This window comes from Chryseolinea serpens, assembly GCF_900129725.1.
GTDB lineage: Bacteria > Bacteroidota > Bacteroidia > Cytophagales > Cyclobacteriaceae > Chryseolinea > Chryseolinea serpens.
Genome location: NZ_FQWQ01000001.1, coordinates 888,177 through 908,354, shown reverse-complemented (window position 1 = coordinate 908,354; position 20,178 = coordinate 888,177). Strand labels below are relative to the sequence as shown.

Here is a 20,178-nt window from a genome sequence, read left to right as displayed (position 1 = left end):
GTGCTCATTTTTTTCTCAGCGGCACGTCGCCGGTCAGCGTAATGCGCCACGTGTGATTGATGCGTTGCCGGCCGGGCTCGTTCTCGGGCGCATTCCACATGACAGAAACATGTAGCCGGTCTCTATGCGCCACAGCCGGTCTTTGTCGAGGGCATAGATGAGCCCGGCATAGATCCGGTTTTGGTCAAAGATCTTTTCGTCGCGTTCTTCCGAGTAGACCCGCAGGTGCACCTCTTCATAAACGGCCAACCCAACCCTTGGCCTGATATACCACTGGCTGCGCAACATGTAGCGGAACGTGGTTTCAAACTTGTAGGAGTCATAGCCGTCCTCGGCAGGGTCATTTTTTCTGGCCAACCAGCGCTCTTCCAACCGGAACCGGTGAACCCACAAATGTTCTTTGTTCTTTAATGATGCACGACGGATCATATACTGTTGCCAGATTCGCGAATCGGGCCAGGAGTAGGGCAGGGCTACCGCGTCATAGGGATAGTTGTATTGCCAGGCGACGCCCCCCGTAATGCGGTTGCCATTTTTCAAATAGTAGGTTCCCCCGAGACGCAAGAAGAGACTTTGTGGATCCTTTAGAAAATTGACGCGCTTCACATATCCTTCTGCAAACAATCCCCAGCGACTGTCTTCCCGGAAGGGCATGAATACCTCGAACCCAGGCCAGACGCAAAAATTTTGAGGCACATCCTCCTGGGCCACGGCCTGGAAGGTCGCCGTGATGCTGGTGGCTATGACGATCATGCGAAGCATATGCGTTTGCGTACATCTTTTCTTGTTGCTCATCCCTCGTTCACGGATAGCGTCTGGTCTGCCGGTTTTCCAATCTTGCTCATGACCGGTATGAGATCGCTAGGGTTTTGGAAAAACTTCTTTCCAGTCATTTTTGATGCTGATGATGCGCCAGTGATTTTTGTTAGCCGCTTTGAGCGAGGCGGAGTCCGGCTCGCTATATTCAAATTCACGGGCGCCATCGTCGTGGTTCACCAGCAATTGAAGTGAAGGATATTTGCCGGCCTGGCTAAACGCCAACATGGCAATGTCGCCCTTACCACCTTCGTTGCCACAGGCCAATACCGGATGTTTCCCGATGGCCAGCTGGATGCCTACCGGCTTCCCTTCTTTGTCGTTGAAATGATTCAGTGCGGGTTCGCGGTAGATCTTGCGTGAACTGTCGGCGTAAACATATTTGAACGAAGTGCCGATGATCTGTTCCGGTGGGATGCCATAGAAATCCCGCGCCATGCTCCGCACCAGTTCGACCGTGCCGCCGGTGCAGATATAAATTTTGAATCCGTGTACGCGCAGGAAATCCAACAGCTCCAACTGTGGCAGATAGCGGATCTGTTTTAAAGGCACATTTTTCCCGGGGTAGGTGGCCGACGCGAAAAATGTTTTGGAACTGGCCTCGAATTCATCTTCGCTCATTCCGGTATGGGTGGCACCGACGGCTGCGATGAGCGCCTTGTCGCCACCCTTGGCAAAAAAGGCTTTGTCGCCTTCCACCATGGCCTTGAAGGGTTGCTTCTTTGCCAGCGCAGGTTGTTTGGCCACCATTTGTTTGGCTTGATAGAAAGCAAAAAGCTCCTGCACATAGGGTCGCTCCGCCCACAAGGTGCCGTCGTTGTCGAAGGTGGCGATCCGATCCTCGGCGGGGATGTAATCGACGGAAGAGTCTTTCGTCACCCGGTTCACATAGTCGATAATGGCGCGCTTCACTTCCCCGTCGTTCCAGGAGGGAAGCGGATCGGTATCCACTATGGCGGCCACATCCGTCTTTTCACCATCGGCCTTACGACAGGATGTTGCGACCGAGAGCAGGAGGATGACGACGAGTAGATTTCTTTTCATACGCTTTGCGTTTTAGAAATTAGAGTCCACCAAATTCGAAAGGCTGCCATCGTCAGAATTGTCACCCACTTTGCTCTGTGACGGCGGACCTGCTTATTTCACCTCTTCCAGGTCCCCCGGTTTCCATTGCCCATCGAAGGCGGATTGTTCGGGACCGTATATGCGGAAGTATATAAACCATCCCTTGCCGGGAATGGTCTTGATCCATTGGCCTTCTTTGCCGGCGGGAGCGCTGGGTCCGAAGAACAGGTCGACCGATGTTGCGCCCTCTATAATGTCTTTGAGTTCAAACATGGAACGAAGGGCGGCCTTTCCCTGATCGGTTTGCACCTGGCTCCGCGTTTCGGCGTCGTATACGGTTACAGACCAGAATAATTTTCCGGGTACGGGGTTGGGCACGGTGAGCCTATACGTTTTTGCACCGTCTACATAGGCACCGGTGTTGTCGCGCAGTCCGAGCCAGTACAACGAGCCAGCGCCGGCGTTGCGCCGGAACATGGCGGGCGAAGCGCCGATGGCCTGGAAGAACCATTTGTCGCGTGCATAGGTGTCGGCATAGTTGGCGGCGTTGAAGTCGCCGTCTTCAAAACGCAACGCTGCCCATTCCCACTGGCGATCGGTCCACACGATGCGGTCGGGCCGGCGGTCGGCCATGGATTCCACTCGCATTTGCGCGTTGGCGATCTTCGCTGCCTTCTCCAGGATTCCTTTCATGCGCGCATCCGGAGCGAAAGGCTTGCCTTTCTCGATGCCTAGCGCAGCGAGATCGCCGTAGTGGTCGGCATAACCTAAGTAGGCCGGTTCCTTCTCAACCACCTCGGCAAGCGCTTGCCAGTATTGAAAATTTCCTTCCCAGGCCAGCGGCGTTGTGTCTTGCGGACCGGGGGTCAGGTCTGCCCATGTTGGCGCTGTCCACCCTGCGGTCGCGTACAGCGGATGCACCTTCACGGTTTTGAGGCGTTCTATTGCAGCGGCCACGTCTCCGTTCACAGGCAGCGACCGGGCACCGACAAGCATGCGGTAGGAAGTAGCATGCCAGACGTGATAGCCCGTTGGAATTTTGTCTTTGTATCCCGGTGGCAGCAACAAGTGTTTACCTCCCTTCCCTGCGTCCGGTCCTGGAATTCCCATGTCAGCAACCCATCGCTGGTTCAGGTCCATCGCCACGCAGATCAATGGGCCTGCCGGCATCTCTACAACCATTGGGCCGTTGCTGAGGTCGAGCAACAGCGGCGCATACGGTGTGTCGGAGTTGAGGGTATAGCCGATGTGTTTCGGTTGTGTATCGAGCGTACCAAACGCCTTGTTGGGAAGCACACCGATCTTCGCATTGCCCTTGAACATCGCGGCACCTGAAACCGTCGGATAAAAGATCCGGTAGGCGGATATGGCGCGGTTCAGATCGATGGCGTCATAGGCCTTTTCTATCGTTTGAGCTGTGGGATAGCCTCCTTTAAATTCATAATCGGTTGCATCCGCTGCTGAAGGCGTCTTGGTCGAGTCTGCGTTGCCAGTTTCGCCGGAAGGCGATTTAGTACAAGCCGTCAACATGACGAGCGATGCGACCATCAGAAACTTATTTTTCATAGTATAGGGATTCCTTTTGTTTCATTTTCTTGTGGGCTGGCCCGTAACCCTCCGCTGTTTTTCATTTCAACTCAACCGTCACCTTCTCCACCGTTCCGGTGAACGCGAAGGGAAGCTTGTAGCTGAAATCCACAGCCGAGCCCACATCCATTCCGACATCCAACCCTTCGCCGATCGAGAACTGAACAGGCACTGTTTTTTCCAGCCGCCCTTCGCCGATTTTTTTGCCGTTGGCCGTCAGCGTGATCTTTCCCCCTTTGCCTTGTCCGCCACCGTCATACGCAAAGTCCACCACCAGTTTTACTTTGCCTTTGGGCAATACTTCTTTCGATGTGAACGGGTAGCGTTGGATAGCCAGGTAGTTATAGACAAAAGTTACTTTGCCGTTGACGAGGTACAGACCATAGCCCCCTTCCAACCCGCCGTGTGTCACCACCATGCCGCTGGCATTTTTTTCGGGCACGACAATATCAGCGGTGATGGTCCACGATTTGTTGATCATGTTGGGGGAGGCTGCGTCGGGTAGGCCGATCGTGCCCGCGTAATAGGTCATCATCTTTCGGTGGCCCATCAGACTGGGGCGTCCCATCAGCTCGGCGTTGAACCGGGGGTTTGCTCCACGCCAATCCAGCGGCAACACGTTGTAGCGAGCGGCCTCGACCCACCAGAGGTCTTGCAGCTGGCGGAGCTTTTCAGGATTTTGCGCAGCCAGGTCGTTCGCCTGGGTGAAATCTTCGTCGATATGGTAGAGTTCCCATTTCTGTTTGTCGGGATCGAACTTGTCGCGCACGGGCTGCCACGGCGGAAAGGAGATCGCGGAGGCCATCCAGCCGTCGGCATACAAGCCACGGTTCACACCCAGTTCAAAATATTGCGTCTTGCGATGGCCTTCGGCTTTGGCATCGGTGAATGTGTCGAGGAAGCTGGTGCCTTCTATCGGCTTTTGCGGGATGCCATTCAACACCGTGGGTTGTGTAATACCGCAGGCTTCGTAGATGGTGGGCGTAATGTCGATAGTGTGAATGAACTGGCTTCGCAGACCGCCGTGTTCTTTGATCTTGGCGGGCCACGAGATGATCAGGGGATTGCGTGTACCACCGAAGTGGCTGGCCACTTGTTTGGTCCATTGGAACGGCGTGTTCATAGCGTGTGCCCATGCGCTGGGAAAGTGATTGAAATGTTTTGGGCCACCCAGTTCGTCAATTACTTTCAGGTTGTCCTGCCATTTTTCCGGGAAGCCGTTAAAGAAAATATTTTCATTGAGCGAACCTTCCAGGCCGCCTTCCGCACTGGCGCCGTTGTCGCCGGCAATGTAGATGATGAGCGTGTTGTCGGCGTCGGGCAATTGCTTCACGGCATCCACGATGCGTCCCATCTCATAATCGCAGTGCGCGCCAAAGGCGGCGAACACTTCCATCATGTGGGCATACAATCGCTTTTGATCCGCATTCAGCGACTCCCACGCGGGCAGACCTTCGGAGCGCACGGTGAGCTTTGCGTCTTGCGGCACCACGCCGAGTTTCTTCTGCCGCGCAAAGGTTTCTTCGCGATACACATCCCAGCCACCATCAAATTTGCCCTTGAATTTATCGATCCACGCTTTCGGCGCATGGTGGGGTGCGTGCGTGGCGCCAGGGGCCACATAGAGGAAGAACGGTTTGTCAGGCGCAATGCTCTTCATCTCGTGCATCCAGCGGATGGCGTGATCGGCCAGGTCGGTCGTCAGGTGATATTGTGGGTCTTTCGACGCGGGAACCAGGTTGTGATTTTCAAACAGCACGGGATTCCAGTGGTTCATGTCGCCGGCGTTGAAGCCATAGAAGTAGTCGAATCCCAGGCCGCTGGGCCATCGGTCGAAGGGGCCGGCGGCGCTGGTTTCCCACGTGGGCGTGTTGTGGTTCTTGCCGATCCACGCCGTCATGTAGCCGTTCTGACGGAGTACTTCGGCCACCGTGCCGGCATTCTTTGGCATGATGCACGTGTAGCCGTCATAGCCCGAAGCCGCCTCCGTAATGCCGGCAAACGAAACGGAGTGGTGGTTGCGACCGGTGATGAGCGCAGCGCGTGTGGGCGAGCAAAGCGCGGTGGTGTGAAAGCGATTGTAGCGCAAACCATCGGCGGCTAGTTTATCCATAGTAGGCGAAGGCACGCCGCCGCCGAACGTGCTGAACTGTCCGAAGCCCGTGTCGTCGATGAGGATCAGCAACACGTTGGGCGCTCCCTTTGGTGCTGCCACGGGTTGGGGAAACTGCGGGGGATCGGATTCCAGGTAGGTGCGGCCAATGCTGCCGGGAAAATGAAAATCAGGCCGCGGCAGAATGGCCGGCGTGCTGTTTTTTTCCTGCGCCATCGTGGCAAGTCCGAGGCTTCCGCCAAAGAAAATCACAAGGGTCAATGCGATGCTTTTGGTTTTCATAGTTCAGTGAAATAAGAGGGCGTATTGGCTTCAGATTTGGGTCGTCGTGAAGCGTGGGGATATAATAATGCTGAAGGTTGAGCGCCTTGATGTTGGCCAGTGGATGGTTGGCCTTTTTTTGCATCCTCTTCAGAGGGGTAAATTTTCATATTGCTTGGATTGGGTCGTCGCAAAAGCGCAAAGCGGCCGTTATTCGGCATGCCCTTTTGCGCTTTGGGTGAAATCATCTCTGCTCAGGGATCGGGTGTTTTTTTGCAATTGGCTGTTTTTATTTTTTGATCAACGTGCCATCGACGTTATACATCAGTTTTTTTCCGTTGGTCAGGTATACCTCATAATAATTTTTCTTCTTACCGTGATCCGTGATCTTGTAGTGCTTGTCTTTTTTGAGCGGGATGCCTCTGTAGGGCCCGTTTTCATAGGCGGTCATGATCGCCTTGGGCAACGCCACGTTCTTTTCTTCCTTGCGCGACATCAGTAGTTTTCCATTCGCATCGTAGAGCGCATGATAGTAGGAATCCTTTCCGCGCATTTCTACGCTGTAGTGATTTATTTTCTCGCCCTTCGAGAAGTTCTGTTCTTCCGTTATTTGCCAGTCTTTAGACAGCATGGTGTCGCCCACGGCATAATACTGGAAGGGACTGGCACCGGGGAAATCTATTTCTGCCTGCTTCACGACCGGGCCAGGCGCGTCCGTCTTCGAAATTTTCACGGCGTCCATTTCTTTCAAAACTTTTTCCTGCGCATACGAACCCAGGATGCATAGCGCAGCCAAACATGTTACGATGAGCTTTTTCATAGGATTGTTTTTAGAGGATAAAAATGTATAGGGTTATGTGTCATGGTTATTTTCTTTTGGTCACTACCGGAACCACGAGCTGCCAAACACGATGTAATACGCCCACTGCTCCGGCCCGCGCGCGAGGTCCATACCACAGCGCAATTTGAATTTTCGGGCGATGAGATAACGAAATCCGGCGCCGCCGCTCGTCTCCCAATCGGCTTCGCCAAAGGCGCTCCAGGTGTCGTAGGCCTTGCCGGTGCCAACAAATCCCACAACGCTCCAGCGCCGCACGAAATCCCATCGCCATTCGGTCTCCACCAGCGAAAAGATGTTGCCCTGGTAGCGGGCCATGGGTATGCCCCGCAAGTCGATGAAGGGCAGCAAGTAGAAGGGCGGCTCGTTAAAAACTTCCTGCATCTCCCAACGGAACCCGCCGATCAGGTTTTTCAGTACCGGGTAGTAGTAGTTTACATAACTGGTGAGCTTCACATAGTCGTAGTCGCTGCCAAAAGCATGGTCAGACCATCCCACGCTGGTGCGCCAGCGCAGACCTTTGTTGGGTGTCAGAATATTGTCGCGGTTGTCGTATTCGATCACCGCGCTGGGCATGCTCACGATGCTGGTCACTTCTTTGTCGGTCACAAACGCAGGAAGTGATTCGGAGTCGGTCTTCAGTTTGGTGTGAAGCAGCATATACTGCAGCCCGGCGCTCCAGTTGGTTCCCCGGATGCCCTTGAGCAGGTAGCCCATAAAGGGGAAGCTCTTCAGGTTGAAACGGAATTGTTGTTCGGTGTTGTTGAGGGTGCGATAGAACGAAAGGTTCACGTTGGCAAAACCGCCGGCGATGCGGTATTTACTTCGCGCCTTCAACCAGGTGCCAGACTGGAAGGCAAGCAGACCCCAGGTCTTGTTCAGGGTGTAAAATGCCGCGCCACCGGTCATGTCGGGCGCCGTCGGTGTTATTTTGATGCGCGTAGCCAGCGTGTCCACCAGGGGTGGGCGCTTTTTCAAAAACACCGGTGCAACGCCCAGCCCAAACCCACCTAGTGCCGGCTCGGTGACGATGATGGGCACGGGCACAAAGCCGCGCATTTTGATGAGAAACTCGCTAAAGTCCAACGCCCCGTCTAAAGAGTCGCGAAATACGTTCATGTCGAATTTCTTTGACTGTGATTGGCCACGCACGGCAATAAAGAAGCAGCAGATCAACATGACAAACGTATAAGGCGATTTCATTTCGAGGGGATCGTTTGAAAAAAAAGAAAGGTCGGAGCGGAGAGCGGTAACTCCAGGTCCCGCTTCCGCCCCTCCCTACCTTAACTACTATGAAAAAAAAGAGAGGGTCCTTTATTTCATGAGAAGTCAAAGGCCAACCCGATGTTCAATGACAGATAGGATTGTGTACGTGCGCAACGCATGGGGTATGCCCGACACAACGCCATGGTGTTCTGGAGACATAGTTACCATGACAGGGTCAGAAAAGATAGTTAAACACGGTGTTACACCGTTAAACTAAGGAATGGGTTGACCGTTAACGGCGGGGGTGAGGTTCGGAAAAGGGGAGACCAAGAGGAGTCAACAAAAAATAAAAGGCACGAGCAACATGAGTGTCATACCGAAAACACCCGTCGCCTGATGTTGGATCAGCTTCTTTAATCCTTCGCGTACCTGGAGTGCGAAGGTGTGAGGGGTGAAGAGGGAATTTAGCCGGTCAAGATCCAGCAGTTGTTCGGTAAGCAATTCCTGGCGCTCCAGCGACAACACGTCGAAGGCCATGCTGTAGTTTTCCAGGTAGGCATAGGATGCAGCTCTCAGGAGGGAGATCTTTTCACTGGTGACCTCGATCCGTTCGATCCAGAAAATGGCGTCCTGGTAGTGTTCACGGTTAAACGCGTAGTAGCCGAACGCCAGCACCTGCCACCAGGGTAAATACGGATCACGCGCGAAGGCTTCGTCCAGCACCTCTTTGCCCCGATCGTAAAAGCCACAGTAGATCAGGGTTGCCCCCATGTAGGCCTTGTAGTCGTTGGACTTCGGGTTGATGCGGATGCCCTGCTCCAAGAGCTGCGCGGCGTCTTTAAAGTGGTTCCGCATCAATTGGTTAATGGCCAAGGCCTTGTAGGCTTCCTGGCATAGCGGGTCGCGCTTGAGCGACAGTTGTCCATAGGCAAGGCCATCGTCCAGCCCTCTTTCAAAGCCCATGTTGACCAGGGCCTTCTCGCCGGAACACACCTGGCTGAGGTAGGCGTAGGCCAAGGCGTTGTTGGGGTCATTCCTGACAATGTCGCCATAGGCTTGCTTGGCCCGTTGAAGCGTGGGGAGATCAAAGTTTTTTATGAGGTGGAAGTGCCAGTAATGCAGGGGATATGCCGTCCGTTCTTCGGGCCGCGCATTGTCGATCTTATTCACATAGAAATTGGAGATGACCCCGTACAGTCCCATGATCTCGGCCAGCACCTGGTTCACGATCTCTTCCTGGAACTCCCAATAGCTTTCGAATGAAATATGCCGCTCGAAGGTCTGCGCCCACACCTGCTCCTGCGTGGCGAAATGGGTCAGGTGTACCCAGGCGCGGATGCGTCCGGTCACCCACTGAACACTTCCCGTAAGGACGAAGTCGCGCGTGTTGGAAGGTTGCTCACGGTCGGGCGTGATCACTCTTACATTTCTGAAATGGGTGAGCTCCGCGCTCATGTATTCGGTCAGTCCCCGGGCAAAGAACTGGACTTCTTTTTGAGAGGTGATGTTTTTGAAAGGGAGCACCTCGATGGTGGGCTTTTCCAGGAGGGTGATCACGGGTGTTGCCGGTGGCGATGCGATCTCTGTGTCGAGGGCATTGCCGGTGAACTCTTCCTGGCTTTGATCCGTCAGGACCATCATGTCCTTGTCGGACTTGAACGTGAAGAGGGGGGTATAACTTCCCTTGGGTATGTCGATGATGATGGGGTCGTTCTGGCCGAGCTCATAGTAATACTCCTTGAGGGCGCGCCTCAGCCGGCCAGCATGGATGCGGACGATCGAGTCGATCTGCGGGTTGAAGTCAGCATCCTTCTTCAGCGCCTGGACACCGATGGTGTATTCCTTCAGGCTGTCACTCCGGCCGGCGAGTGTTTCCGACACCACGAAATTCAAGAACTGCGTGAGAACGCTCGAGTTCATGATGGGTGCGGAATTGAGTATTCTTCGAAGTTGAATGGATACTTCTTCTCTTAACATCGGGGGTCATGTTTTACAGTAAAATACGGTTATTCACTTATAGTTCACATCGGAAGCGTCTACATTCGTCCTCGCACTTCGAATATATCAGCTCAGTGAATGTACATATTTCTTGTTAAAAAGATTATGAACGAAGAGATTATTTACATGCTCGATCGCTTTCCCAAGCATCGAAAAATAATTTTGAAGACCTATAATACGAACGACGACTTCAAGAGCTTGTGTCAGGATTTCTACTTCAGCGCAAGGACACTCGAGCACTATAAGAATGATATGATCAAAAATCTGAAAGGAGAATTAGAGTATCAACGCGTTTTCGCTGACTTGGAGAAAGAGATCGTTGGATACTTGAATTCGGACGATAATAAGAGAACAAGGCTTGAAGGGTAATCCAATGATACTATAGTGGTGGTTCATCGATACTATAGGGTAATCCATCGGTACTACAATGGTAATCCATCGATACTACAATGGTAATTCATCAATACTACAATGGTTATGAAAGCCATCCGAATGTCCAAGTCGAAATCGGTAACGCAAAGCGAGTCGCCCATAGCGATCATCAGGGCGTGACTACCGTTTTTCAGGGAGGGGTGCGTCTCGATCAAAACGCCATATACCAGAGATTTTCTTGACCCGTATGAGCAGTTCATCAAGGCGAACTGAGCTTTATCAAGAGGAACAAGCAACAACGAGGATCTAACACAAGGTGCGTATGAAAGCAACAAAAATCGTGGCCATCTCCATCGGAGTGGTGGCGTTGGCGGCAACGGTGGCCTTTATGAAACCACGCCCGGTGAAAGATACCCGTGTTGTCACACCGGATCAAAGCGGCATGGTGCTGATCCCGGGTGGCGTGTTCATGATGGGCACCGATGATGCCGAGAGTTACGACCACGAGCGTCCTGCACACATGGTTCAGGTCGATAGGTTTTGGATGGACAAGACGGAAGTGACCAACCGTCAATTCAAGAAGTTTGTAGACGCCACCGTCTACATCACGCTGGCCGAGCGCCACCCCTCGTGGGAGGAACTCCGCAAGCAACTCCCTCCCGGCACCCCCGCACCGCCCGACAGCGTGCTCGTCCCCGGATCGCTGGTGTTCCATGCTCCAACCCAACCCGTCATGCTGAACGACTACACCCAATGGTGGCAATGGAGGGAAGGCGTGAGCTGGCAACACCCCGAAGGTCCCGGCAGCAACCTGGAAGGCCGGTGGGACCATCCGGTCGTTCATATTGCTTATCCCGATGCACTGGCCTATGCCCAATACTATGGCAAGCGCCTCCCCACAGAAGCCGAATGGGAGTTTGCCTCGCGCGGGGGAAAGAACGATCGCTACAGTTGGGGCGAAGAAGTATCGCCACAAGGGAAATTTATGGCGAACACCTTTCAAGGCAGCTTCCCCGTGCGCAACCTCAAAGAGGATGGCTTCGAAACCACATCGCCCGTGGGTTCTTTTCCTCCCAACGGCTATGGACTGTTCGACATGATCGGCAACGTGTGGGAATGGACCGGCGACTGGTATGATGCCACGTATTTCCAAACACTGGCCAAGAGCCGTCTCACCCTAAACCCCCACGGTCCGGCTAAGCCTTTCGACCCGCAAGATCCGTATGGGCTGAAGCGCGTCACCAAAGGAGGATCGTTCTTGTGTGCATCAAACTATTGCGTCAACTACCGCCCGAGCGCACGGCAAGCTACCGCCTTTGACAGCGGGCAATCGCATATTGGTTTTCGTTGTGTGAAAGATGTGGAGTGACAGAATCCCTTATAGTACAGCAAAAAGATTTCTGTCGAAAATTGGATTCTTAAACGTCATAACGTAATATTGCGTTATAACGATATGGGGATCACGAAATCAGAACTATTCAAGAAGCGTCAGAACAGGCTTGCCGTTCTGGCCAAGGCGTTTGACCATCCCGCCCGCGTAGCCATACTGGAACATTTGTTGAGCAATCAAACCTGTATTTGCAACGACCTGGTCGATGTTCTGCCGCTTTCACAATCCACCATCAATCAACATCTCAAAGAATTGAAACAGATCGGGATCATCAAAGGCGAGATCGAAGGCCCCAAGGTGAACTACTGCATCGACGAAAACGTGTGGGAGGAAGCCCGGGACATCTTCATAAACATGTTCTCCAAATTTGTGAAGAAGAACGATTGTTGTTGATTTTTTTTGACTAGCGCTACCGTAATATTACAATAATACAATAACTATGTCAGCGATTCGAACCGCCACACTACTTTCTCCCTTGCAAGGAACTATCCAACAACTCACACGGGAATTCGAACAGATCCCGGCAGAGCGAAAAAAGATCCTTGACCAACTTACAGCTTTTGTTCAAGACAAGATTGACGCAGGCGAGAAGGCGTATCTCAACTTTATTTGTACACACAATTCACGGAGAAGTCACCTGTCTCAAATATGGGCGCAGACCGCTGCACATGCCTATGGTGTGCCGAATGTGATTTGTTTTTCGGGCGGTACGGAGGCAACGGCCTTTAATCCCAGGGCGGTAAAGGCCATGCAGGACGCCGGATTTTCGATCAGCAAATTTGCCAATGGCGAGAACCCGGTGTATGATGTGAAATTCGCTCCCGACGCGCCCGGCATCCGGGCTTTCTCAAAAAAATACGATGACCCTTTCAATCAAAGCAACGATTTCGCGGCCGTGATGGCGTGCTCACATGCCGATGAAAATTGTCCCCTCGTGCAGGGCGCCACAACAAGAATCGCGCTTACCTATGACGATCCGAAAAACTTTGATGGAACACCTCAGGAAGCAGCCAAATATGCCGAAAGGGTCCACGAAATCGGGCGCGAGATATTATATGCGTTTTCGCGAATAAAAGTATAGCCAAGACGCCATGAGCAACAAAAAGCAACTCGGATTCCTGGACCGCTATCTGACGTCCTGGATTTTTCTGGCGATGGCCGTAGGTGTCGCCCTGGGCAACTTGCTTCCGGTAGAGCAACTCATGGCGCACTTCCAGGTGGGCACAACGAACGTACTCATTGCTGGGGGACTTATCGTGATGATGTACCCGCCACTGGCCAAGGTTCGCTATGAACATCTGGGCAAGGTGTTCAGTAACGTCAGGGTGATCAGCCTTTCGCTGGTGTTGAACTGGATCGTAGGTCCCTTACTGATGTTCACGCTCGCCGTCATTTTTCTGCGCGACAAACCGGAGTATATGGTAGGCCTCATCCTCATCGGCCTCGCCCGTTGCATCGCCATGGTGTTGGTTTGGAATGACCTGGCCAAAGGTGATAAAGAGTATGCCGCAGGGCTGGTAGCACTCAACAGCATTTTTCAGGTGTTATTCTATAGCGCATTTGCCTGGTTGTTCATCACCGTGCTGCCACCTTATTTTGGTGTGGATGGTTCGGTGGTGAACGTGAGCATGCGCGACGTCGCGGAGAGTGTGTTTCTCTACCTGGGTGTGCCGTTCATCGCGGGTTTTCTTACGCGCTACGCTTTTAAAAAGAAAAAAGGGGAGGCCTGGTATGTGGAACATGTAGTGCCCAAGATCAGTCCACTGACCTTGATAGCCCTGCTCTTCACCATCGTCATCATGTTCAGCTTCAAAGGCAAGATGATCGTCAGTATCCCGTTAGACGTGGTCCGGATCGCGATACCGCTGATGATTTATTTTATCATCATCTTCGTGCTAAGTTTTATTTTGTCGAAGCGATTGGGCGCCAACTACGAGGAGAACGCGTCAGTGTCGTTCACGGCCACCGGCAATAATTTTGAACTGGCCATCGCCGTAGCAGTTGGCGTCTTTGGGATCAATTCAGGACAAGCATTTGCCGGGGTCATCGGTCCCCTCATTGAAGTGCCGGCGTTGATCTTGCTGGTGAACCTGGCCTTCTGGTTTAGAAGAAGATTGTATAAAACAGCCGTGTAAAAATGGACAATGCTGTTATAAAAACAAATCCTATGGAAGCACCGGCAACAATACTCTGGACGGAGACCCAAACGGCGTTAAAAGCCTTCATCTACCGCAGGGTGAGAGATAAAGCTGTAGCCGAGGACATCCTTCAAGATGTTTTCTTAAAAATGTACACCCGCATGGATCAGCTAAACGATGCCGAGAAAATTACAGCGTGGCTGTATCAGATCACGCGGAACACCATCACCGACTATTTTCGAAGTCAAAACAAATCCGTCACCTTGCTCGACCTGGATTGGGAAAGCGACCGCACCAATCTGAACGATTGCGTCTATTCGTGTTTGAAAGAGATGCTGTCGACGCTTCCTGCCAAATACCGCCAGGCCATCGAGCTCACCGAACACGACAATCTCTCACAACTGCAATTGGCCGAAAGGCTTAATATTTCTTATTCCGGCGCCAAATCACGCGTTCAACGCGCGCGACAAATGTTAAAGCGCAAAATGGACGAGCAATATACCATCAAGCTCGATGCTTATGGAAACGTAACGGTTTGCGAGAATCGTGGTCCGTGCCATTGTTGATGGGCGTAAGATGACAAAGGAGGCTGTCCCAAAGGGCAGCCTCTTTTGGTTTAGCAGCATCCGCTGTTCAGGCCGCCGCAGCAGTCATCGCCACAGCAAGCGCCGGGATCAAGTTGATTTTCCATACGTTTATTTGTTTTAGTTTGATAAGATGAGTGAACTCACTCGCCTTTATTGACGCGTACCGTCCGGAAAAGACGCAAGATTTTTTTTTGCGTCTTTTTGAAGGCCTCGCCGTCTCTATATCAAAAACGCAAACATGAAAACAGTCTATTCATTTCTCTTACTCGTTCTGCTGCCCGCGGTAGTCACCGCACAAAAAGGTATTCACCGGGAGTTGACGCCCATTCGGGGCCATTACAAACAGTTGCTGCAGTTTAGCCCCAAAGCCCGGTCGTTGCAAGAACCCATGGACAAGGAAAAATTCATAACCGACCAGGAAACCGTAAAACAGAGGATGAACCTCACGCCGCAATACCTGACCGGTGTCAAGGTTGATGATTTCAAATTACCGGATGCACCGGTCAACAGCTCCGAACAAACGCGGGCGGAGATCAACTATCTGCTGGCCCTTCAAAAGTACAGGACCAAAGAAGACATACGGGCGAGTCTCTACATGGCCGATGTCTATTATAGCCACCGCGTTCAACCAGGCGATTCGTCCTATGCCCGCTATCGCCGGAACCTCTTTCACATTGGCCGCTCCATCGGTTCATGGTTCAATCCGGAAAGCCTGCCCGTCACGGCCGATTTCATGGCGAAAGTATGGCGCGATGCGAGCTACTTCATCTGGTCGCTCAAATTCAAATACGCCCGCATTCGCCCTTATGTTATCGATCACGATTTGAAAAATCTGCAGGACACGGACTGGGCGGCCTATCCCAGCGGCCACGCGGCAAACTCCTACATCAATGCTTATATCTATCAGGAACTAGCGCCTGAGTTCACCGACGTATTTGTGAAGGATGCCTACGACATGGCTCACTCCCGCGAGATCTTGGGCGTTCATTACCCAAGCGATTCGGAAGCATCGAGGATCTTCGCCCGGCAGTTTGTCAATATGCTGTTTCAGAACAAAGCTTTTCTGCAGGACTTTGAAAAAGTAAAACAGGAATGGGCTGCAAAGGCAAAGGAAGATTTTAGGAAATGATTGTGGCGGTCCTGAGGGCAGCCTTCGAACACCATTCGAACAGGACCATAACAACGATACGGAAGAAGAGCAGGGAATGACTGAACGTGGAGGAAATCGACGTATCCTGTCTGGAACGTTTGGTCCGATTGGGAGTTAATGATACAAAAAAAATACAATGACGATCTAAACGTGGTGTCCTTGGGTTGTCTGTTATTAGACACTGGTAACCATTTTGAAATTTCAAGCTTATTTGTATATTCGATATTGCTTTAATTCTTTTATCTAATCGTTTGGCTTGTTATGATGAAAACACACCCTGCCCGACCGTTGTCACGGATCGTGCCTTTCCCTTTCTTTATCAATTCAGATTCGCGATTTTGTCTATTGCTGATCACCATTTTCGCGATGGTAGTGGTCACCCGCGATGTATATGGCCAATCAAATCCCATTCAGTTTGCCATGGAAAAAAATTACCTGGACAACATGGAAGGTGTGACCGATGAAACGCACATCGCCGTTTGGGGAAAGGAGGATACGGAGATCACAAGATTTGTCCTGGTGAACCGGGCTACGCAGCATGTGACCAAGTATCGCGTTTCGAGCGTGCGCTTTCGGTTTGCGGGGATGATCTCCACACCGGAGGATATTAAGTTTTACATCGAAACCAAATTGCCTCAGGGAGAGCCTCGCATCGAACTACTCCAGTTTGTAAAGAAAGGGGAGTACTTTCAGCAAAAGGTCCTCGACCGCGAAAACTATATTGCCAGTTTCGCACAAGATGGAAAATTTTACCGGGTGGCTGTGGACAAGAAAAAGGATGCGCTAAGAGTCGTAGCCACCAATGGCACGGATGCCGACAAGGTGATGATGTTTCCCATCAGCAACGATAAGCTGGAGAAAATACTGCGAAAAGAAGATTTTGAATTTGTCCCCAGGGGGCAGGCAGTTTCTTTTGAAAACGGCCGGAGCGGCAACAAGATCTATGTCCGGGGAGACATCATTTACCTGATCTCTGATGGCCCCGAGGACAACAGCTCCGGAGCTCTGGCGGTCATGTCACTCGACACGAATACGGGCAAGGCGGACCTGCGAACCATTCCGTGGTTGAACGGCGATAAACGGGAGATAAAATCAGGCTCGGCGTTCACCCCGCCTCCGCAGCATGCAGGTCCCATCACGGTCATGGTGAATGCCGCCAAGATGAAGCACAATAGCTTTTTGCTGGATGACCAATTATTCGTTTTTTGTTTCGACAACGAGGCCATCGCACTCTCTATTCACGACATTAAAACAGGAGAACAAACAAAATTGCTTCACTATCCTAAAGGAACGCCGGTTGCTTTTAAGAGTTCCGACCTGATGCAAGGCAATGAAAGTTTGGAAACGGAATGGTCGAATGCCCGCAATGAAGCAGATCGTGCAACGAAGGTCTTGAGGGCCTTGAACAATAATGGGCAGCCTTTCATCCTGGTGGAACCTTCGGACACCTATTATCGATTGATCGTGGGGAGCAAGGTGTTCTCTCGCTATGGCGGTGGCTCGATCATGTCGCCAGGGTCAACCATGTCCACACCCGGAGGTACAATTTCTACCCCTGGGCATATGATGCCCGGTGGGAGTGGCTACACAGTAGATTACAACTATTTTTACGGGTACCTGACGAGTTCTGATTTAAGTGCGGCACCACAATTCTTAGATAACCACGGACCAGTAGATGCGTTGAATAGGAGATTTGCCAAAGTAAGCAAAGAAATCAAGGCGGGGAAAAGTGGGGTTATCTATGATGGTGCCGGGGTGTTGCTAGTCTATATCGTGAAGAAGACCAAAGAAATGGTGATCGAAAAAGTATAGTCCATGAACATTGAGAAAGAGCAAAAAAGCGATGCCTTTCGTTACTATTCCCTGAAATATTTTTTCATGGTTCTTTTTGTTCTGGGTGCCGGTGGTTTTACAAAGGATGCCCTGAATAAGGGCCACTACACCCTGGAGGATTTTGTCCGGGATGGCACCGTGCTCGCGGTCTTGCTTTGGCTACACCATATCTATTCCCCGAGTGTTTGCCAGGCCGAAATTACAAAAGAGGGGATCTGGCTGACAACAAAGAAGTACATCAAATGGGAAGACGTTGATTTTGTCAACCGCCTGGGGAACATCTTTGGGATAAAAGGAAGTACCTACGTGATAAAAATCAAAAGCAAGTGGCGGTATTACCTTTTTCCCGCGAGCCTTTCATGGCCTGATGCACTTTTTAACCCGGTAGAGCATAGCCATTTTGATCAGCTGATTCGCTTAATGAAGAAGAAGCACGGAATTTAGGCCCAGTCATCACCCCAGGAACAAATAGCTTTTCACCCGGCGTATGTCAGGCAGGCGAGTTCAACTACTTCCATGGCTATCGCGACGGCCATACCTTGATGACGAAGCTGAAGTTAAAAAGATGAAAACGCATGGCCCTATAGATGCCTTCAACACACAAAGTAAGACGATCCGCCTCGAGAAGAAAACCGGTGGAGTGGGGATCATCTATGGACGCGACAATGTTTTCCTGACATACGTCGACAAGAAGACGCGAATGGGTGGTGATTGAAATATCCAGTGAAGATAGCGACGGCTACCTTCAAAACCGGTAGCGCAACGTCAATCCCCGATAAGACGCGCCCGCGTTAAAATTCAAAGTGAGCGCCCTTAGTTTCTCCGAATATTTTTTGTGGTTATGCGCCCCCACGATCCACAAGGGAATGCCCGCGCCCAGGCTGGCGGCACCGAGCACATAGACGACAAGCCCGTTCTCAAACTTTTGATCATCACCCAAAAGATTATCCGCCATGGTCACCAACCCGGCAACAAACATCCCGCTTCCGGCGATGGTCAACAGCGTGCCGACGGTGCGCATGTCGTGATACTTTTGGATTTTTATGACGTAGGTCGTGCTGTCGTTTCTATACTGGGCCTGGGACGCAACCGTGACGAGCACCATCAGGAAGAGGGCGATGAAAAGTTTCATGGCGTTGGGGGTTTATAAGGATGAATATCCCGATTTCCAGTGTCATTCATCATTACAAACCATTCAAAAAATAACACGATTTGTGCAGGATGATGAATTAGAATATGTATCTGCTCTAGCACGAGGATACTCATATATATAACTGAACCAAGCACCATTAAAAGTTTTTGTCGATTGAAATTTTGGTCAGTCCAGTAGCAGGGGATACTGATAAGCCTGGAGGGGCCTCCTGATTCCAAAAGAGGAGAACAAGGGTGAAGCCGTTCGTTTTGACGCTTCGCCAGCGGCTATGGATAGCCTGGGGTGTGATGGAATTTATTACTATGCGATTTTCTCAAAGCCTTTTCGGACTGTGATTGATCGCGACTACAACGATGGTCAGTATGCGAAGTATTACATGGTGATCGTGCTCGAGGGGAAAATATATCCATTGGCAACAAAGAGTGCAAAATATAGAAGACTATTTCTCAAGAGAAAGAAGTCTCTTTTGACAGAGAAGTTGGGAGAACACCGGGTGGCAAAGCTAACGCCATCCATTTTGAGTGGTTATAGGCGAATGGAGTAAGCCGGTCAGATTTACCACCGTGTGAGCAGGCAAATTATAAGGAGAGACGACCTGTCGCTCTCCTTATAATTTCTAATCAATTGAATATCGGTATATATCCATTGCGCTGCTCCGGAATGAATTTTGATTTTAAGAAATGGATATGACGTGTTGCAATCCTCTACGGTAGGTGGGAGTGAACCCCGGAATACGGGATGAGTCAAAATATTTTATGATTGGTCATCGTTGTGTGTTCGAGTATGTTTGAATGTCCTTCTATCCGCGCTTTCTTCCGAAATGATATCCCACTTGAAAAAAATACCGGTAACCAAACGACCACTTACTTGACTTGCCGCTGGCTGACACAGTGTTGTCTTCGAGCAGGTCTTTGAGGAATGGGAATTTGTCGGCCAGGGCTTGCAGGATCTCCTGGTGGTGCTCGCTGAGATCGTCGGCGCTGAAGTTGCCACCGAGGTTAAGATCGGCGGAGTAGTAGGAGGTGGAAGGACCGATAAAAGCGAAGTCTATCGACCAGCGATCGTTGATGATGAACTGGTAGCCCAGTTGAACGCCGATGTTGAGAACGTTGAACTTGGTGTCGAGAATGGCTTGTGAGATGGAGCCGTCGGCGTTGGTCACCTCAACGTTCCGGTTGTTGGCGAATCGATGGTAGGTCACATAGGGGCCGAGGTAGACACCGTGGGGTGCCGCATATTTATTTTCCTTGGCCAGGTAGAACCTGTATTCACCGCCCAGTACAAATCCGCTGCGTTTGTTGTCGTCGGTCACGTGGACGTTGGCGCCCAGGTCCACCAGGGTGGGGAAGGTGTGGTAGCCGGCGGTGAAGGCCATGCTTTGATGGGTTTTGAGTACGCGCTCGTAGGAGAACACCAGGGACTTTGAATAGAGCAGTTGCGAGGTGAGGTCCAGTTTCACGGTGTTGCTGCGCGACGCGGGGTAGGTTTGGCCATAGGATAAGGTGCTTGCCAGCACCAGCCCTATGAAAGCTGTGGATCGGAAGAACATAACAGAAGGGTCTTAATGTGCGAGGAATATAAAAAATCGATCGAAAATGTTTTAGACGCCTCCGTCCGCAGGCGCACAAGATTGCCCGCCAACGGCCTCGGGGGCTTCCAAAAGCGGCTATA

Annotated in this window: 19 protein-coding genes; 10 read left to right on the top strand and 9 right to left on the bottom strand. The window is 51.5% G+C overall.

Annotated elements, in window-relative coordinates; translation table 11 throughout:
* Positions 1–33: 33 nt before the first annotated feature.
* The 7 genes from BUB30_RS03550 to BUB30_RS03520 form a co-directional block, all read right to left on the bottom strand.
* Entirely contained in the window at positions 34–753 is a 720-nt protein-coding gene (locus BUB30_RS03550) for a DUF2490 domain-containing protein (RefSeq protein ID WP_073131116.1), read from the bottom strand.
* A gap of 108 nt (positions 754–861) precedes the next feature.
* Positions 862–1,860 (bottom strand): HAD family hydrolase, encoded by a 999-nt coding sequence (locus tag BUB30_RS03545; protein WP_073131115.1) that lies wholly within the window; start codon positions 1,858–1,860, stop codon positions 862–864.
* 93 nt (positions 1,861–1,953) lie between these two features.
* Positions 1,954–3,447 carry a DUF1254 domain-containing protein gene (locus tag BUB30_RS03540; RefSeq protein ID WP_073131114.1) on the bottom strand — a complete coding sequence of 498 codons (1,494 nt, stop codon included), beginning with the start codon at positions 3,445–3,447 and terminating at the stop codon, positions 1,954–1,956.
* 61 nt (positions 3,448–3,508) lie between these two features.
* Positions 3,509–5,863 (bottom strand): arylsulfatase, encoded by a 2,355-nt coding sequence (locus BUB30_RS03535; protein WP_073131112.1) that lies wholly within the window; start codon positions 5,861–5,863, stop codon positions 3,509–3,511.
* A gap of 268 nt (positions 5,864–6,131) precedes the next feature.
* Positions 6,132–6,662, bottom strand: coding sequence for a PepSY-like domain-containing protein (locus tag BUB30_RS03530; protein WP_073131110.1), 531 nt, complete (start codon positions 6,660–6,662; stop codon positions 6,132–6,134).
* 63 nt (positions 6,663–6,725) lie between these two features.
* Positions 6,726–7,883, bottom strand: a complete 1,158-nt coding sequence (locus BUB30_RS03525) for a BamA/TamA family outer membrane protein (RefSeq protein WP_073131108.1) — start codon at positions 7,881–7,883, stop codon at positions 6,726–6,728.
* Between the two features lie 339 nt (positions 7,884–8,222).
* Entirely contained in the window at positions 8,223–9,863 is a 1,641-nt protein-coding gene (locus BUB30_RS03520; protein ID WP_143164747.1) for a hypothetical protein, read from the bottom strand.
* Between the two features lie 126 nt (positions 9,864–9,989).
* Between BUB30_RS03520 and BUB30_RS03515 the strand changes: the two genes are divergently transcribed.
* From BUB30_RS03515 to BUB30_RS35025, 10 genes are all read left to right on the top strand, one after another.
* Complete coding sequence (locus BUB30_RS03515; protein WP_143164746.1) at positions 9,990–10,253, top strand: hypothetical protein; 264 nt, start codon at positions 9,990–9,992, stop codon at positions 10,251–10,253.
* 325 nt (positions 10,254–10,578) lie between these two features.
* Complete coding sequence (locus BUB30_RS03505) at positions 10,579–11,625, top strand: formylglycine-generating enzyme family protein (RefSeq protein ID WP_073131102.1); 1,047 nt, start codon at positions 10,579–10,581, stop codon at positions 11,623–11,625.
* Positions 11,626–11,709: 84 nt separating this feature from the next.
* Positions 11,710–12,039: an ArsR/SmtB family transcription factor gene (locus BUB30_RS03500; RefSeq protein ID WP_073131100.1), complete on the top strand. Its 330-nt coding sequence runs from the start codon at positions 11,710–11,712 to the stop codon at positions 12,037–12,039.
* 46 nt (positions 12,040–12,085) lie between these two features.
* A complete protein-coding gene (locus BUB30_RS03495; RefSeq protein ID WP_073131098.1) occupies positions 12,086–12,727 on the top strand; it encodes a low molecular weight phosphatase family protein in 642 nt (213 codons plus the stop codon).
* Positions 12,728–12,737: 10 nt separating this feature from the next.
* Entirely contained in the window at positions 12,738–13,781 is a 1,044-nt protein-coding gene (arsB, locus tag BUB30_RS03490) for an ACR3 family arsenite efflux transporter (RefSeq protein WP_073131097.1), read from the top strand.
* A 32-nt stretch (positions 13,782–13,813) separates the two neighbouring features.
* On the top strand, positions 13,814–14,350 hold the full coding sequence (sigZ, locus tag BUB30_RS03485; protein ID WP_073134750.1) for an RNA polymerase sigma factor SigZ: 537 nt from the start codon (positions 13,814–13,816) through the stop codon (positions 14,348–14,350).
* 259 nt (positions 14,351–14,609) lie between these two features.
* Positions 14,610–15,500 (top strand): phosphatase PAP2 family protein, encoded by an 891-nt coding sequence (locus BUB30_RS03480; protein ID WP_073131095.1) that lies wholly within the window; start codon positions 14,610–14,612, stop codon positions 15,498–15,500.
* A gap of 282 nt (positions 15,501–15,782) precedes the next feature.
* On the top strand, positions 15,783–17,333 hold the full coding sequence (locus BUB30_RS03475; RefSeq protein WP_143164745.1) for a hypothetical protein: 1,551 nt from the start codon (positions 15,783–15,785) through the stop codon (positions 17,331–17,333).
* 3 nt (positions 17,334–17,336) lie between these two features.
* The gene (locus tag BUB30_RS03470) at positions 17,337–17,798 is read left to right on the top strand and encodes a hypothetical protein (RefSeq protein WP_073131091.1); all 462 of its coding nucleotides are present in this window, start codon (positions 17,337–17,339) and stop codon (positions 17,796–17,798) included.
* Positions 17,799–17,919: 121 nt separating this feature from the next.
* On the top strand, positions 17,920–18,069 hold the full coding sequence (locus tag BUB30_RS35025; protein ID WP_178377008.1) for a hypothetical protein: 150 nt from the start codon (positions 17,920–17,922) through the stop codon (positions 18,067–18,069).
* Between the two features lie 30 nt (positions 18,070–18,099).
* Here the strand turns inward: BUB30_RS35025 and BUB30_RS03465 are convergent, their stop codons facing one another.
* Positions 18,100–18,486 (bottom strand): hypothetical protein, encoded by a 387-nt coding sequence (locus BUB30_RS03465; protein WP_073131089.1) that lies wholly within the window; start codon positions 18,484–18,486, stop codon positions 18,100–18,102.
* Positions 18,487–19,306: 820 nt separating this feature from the next.
* Positions 19,307–20,056 carry a DUF3575 domain-containing protein gene (locus BUB30_RS03455; RefSeq protein WP_073131084.1) on the bottom strand — a complete coding sequence of 250 codons (750 nt, stop codon included), beginning with the start codon at positions 20,054–20,056 and terminating at the stop codon, positions 19,307–19,309.
* Between the last annotated feature and the right edge of the window lie 122 nt (positions 20,057–20,178).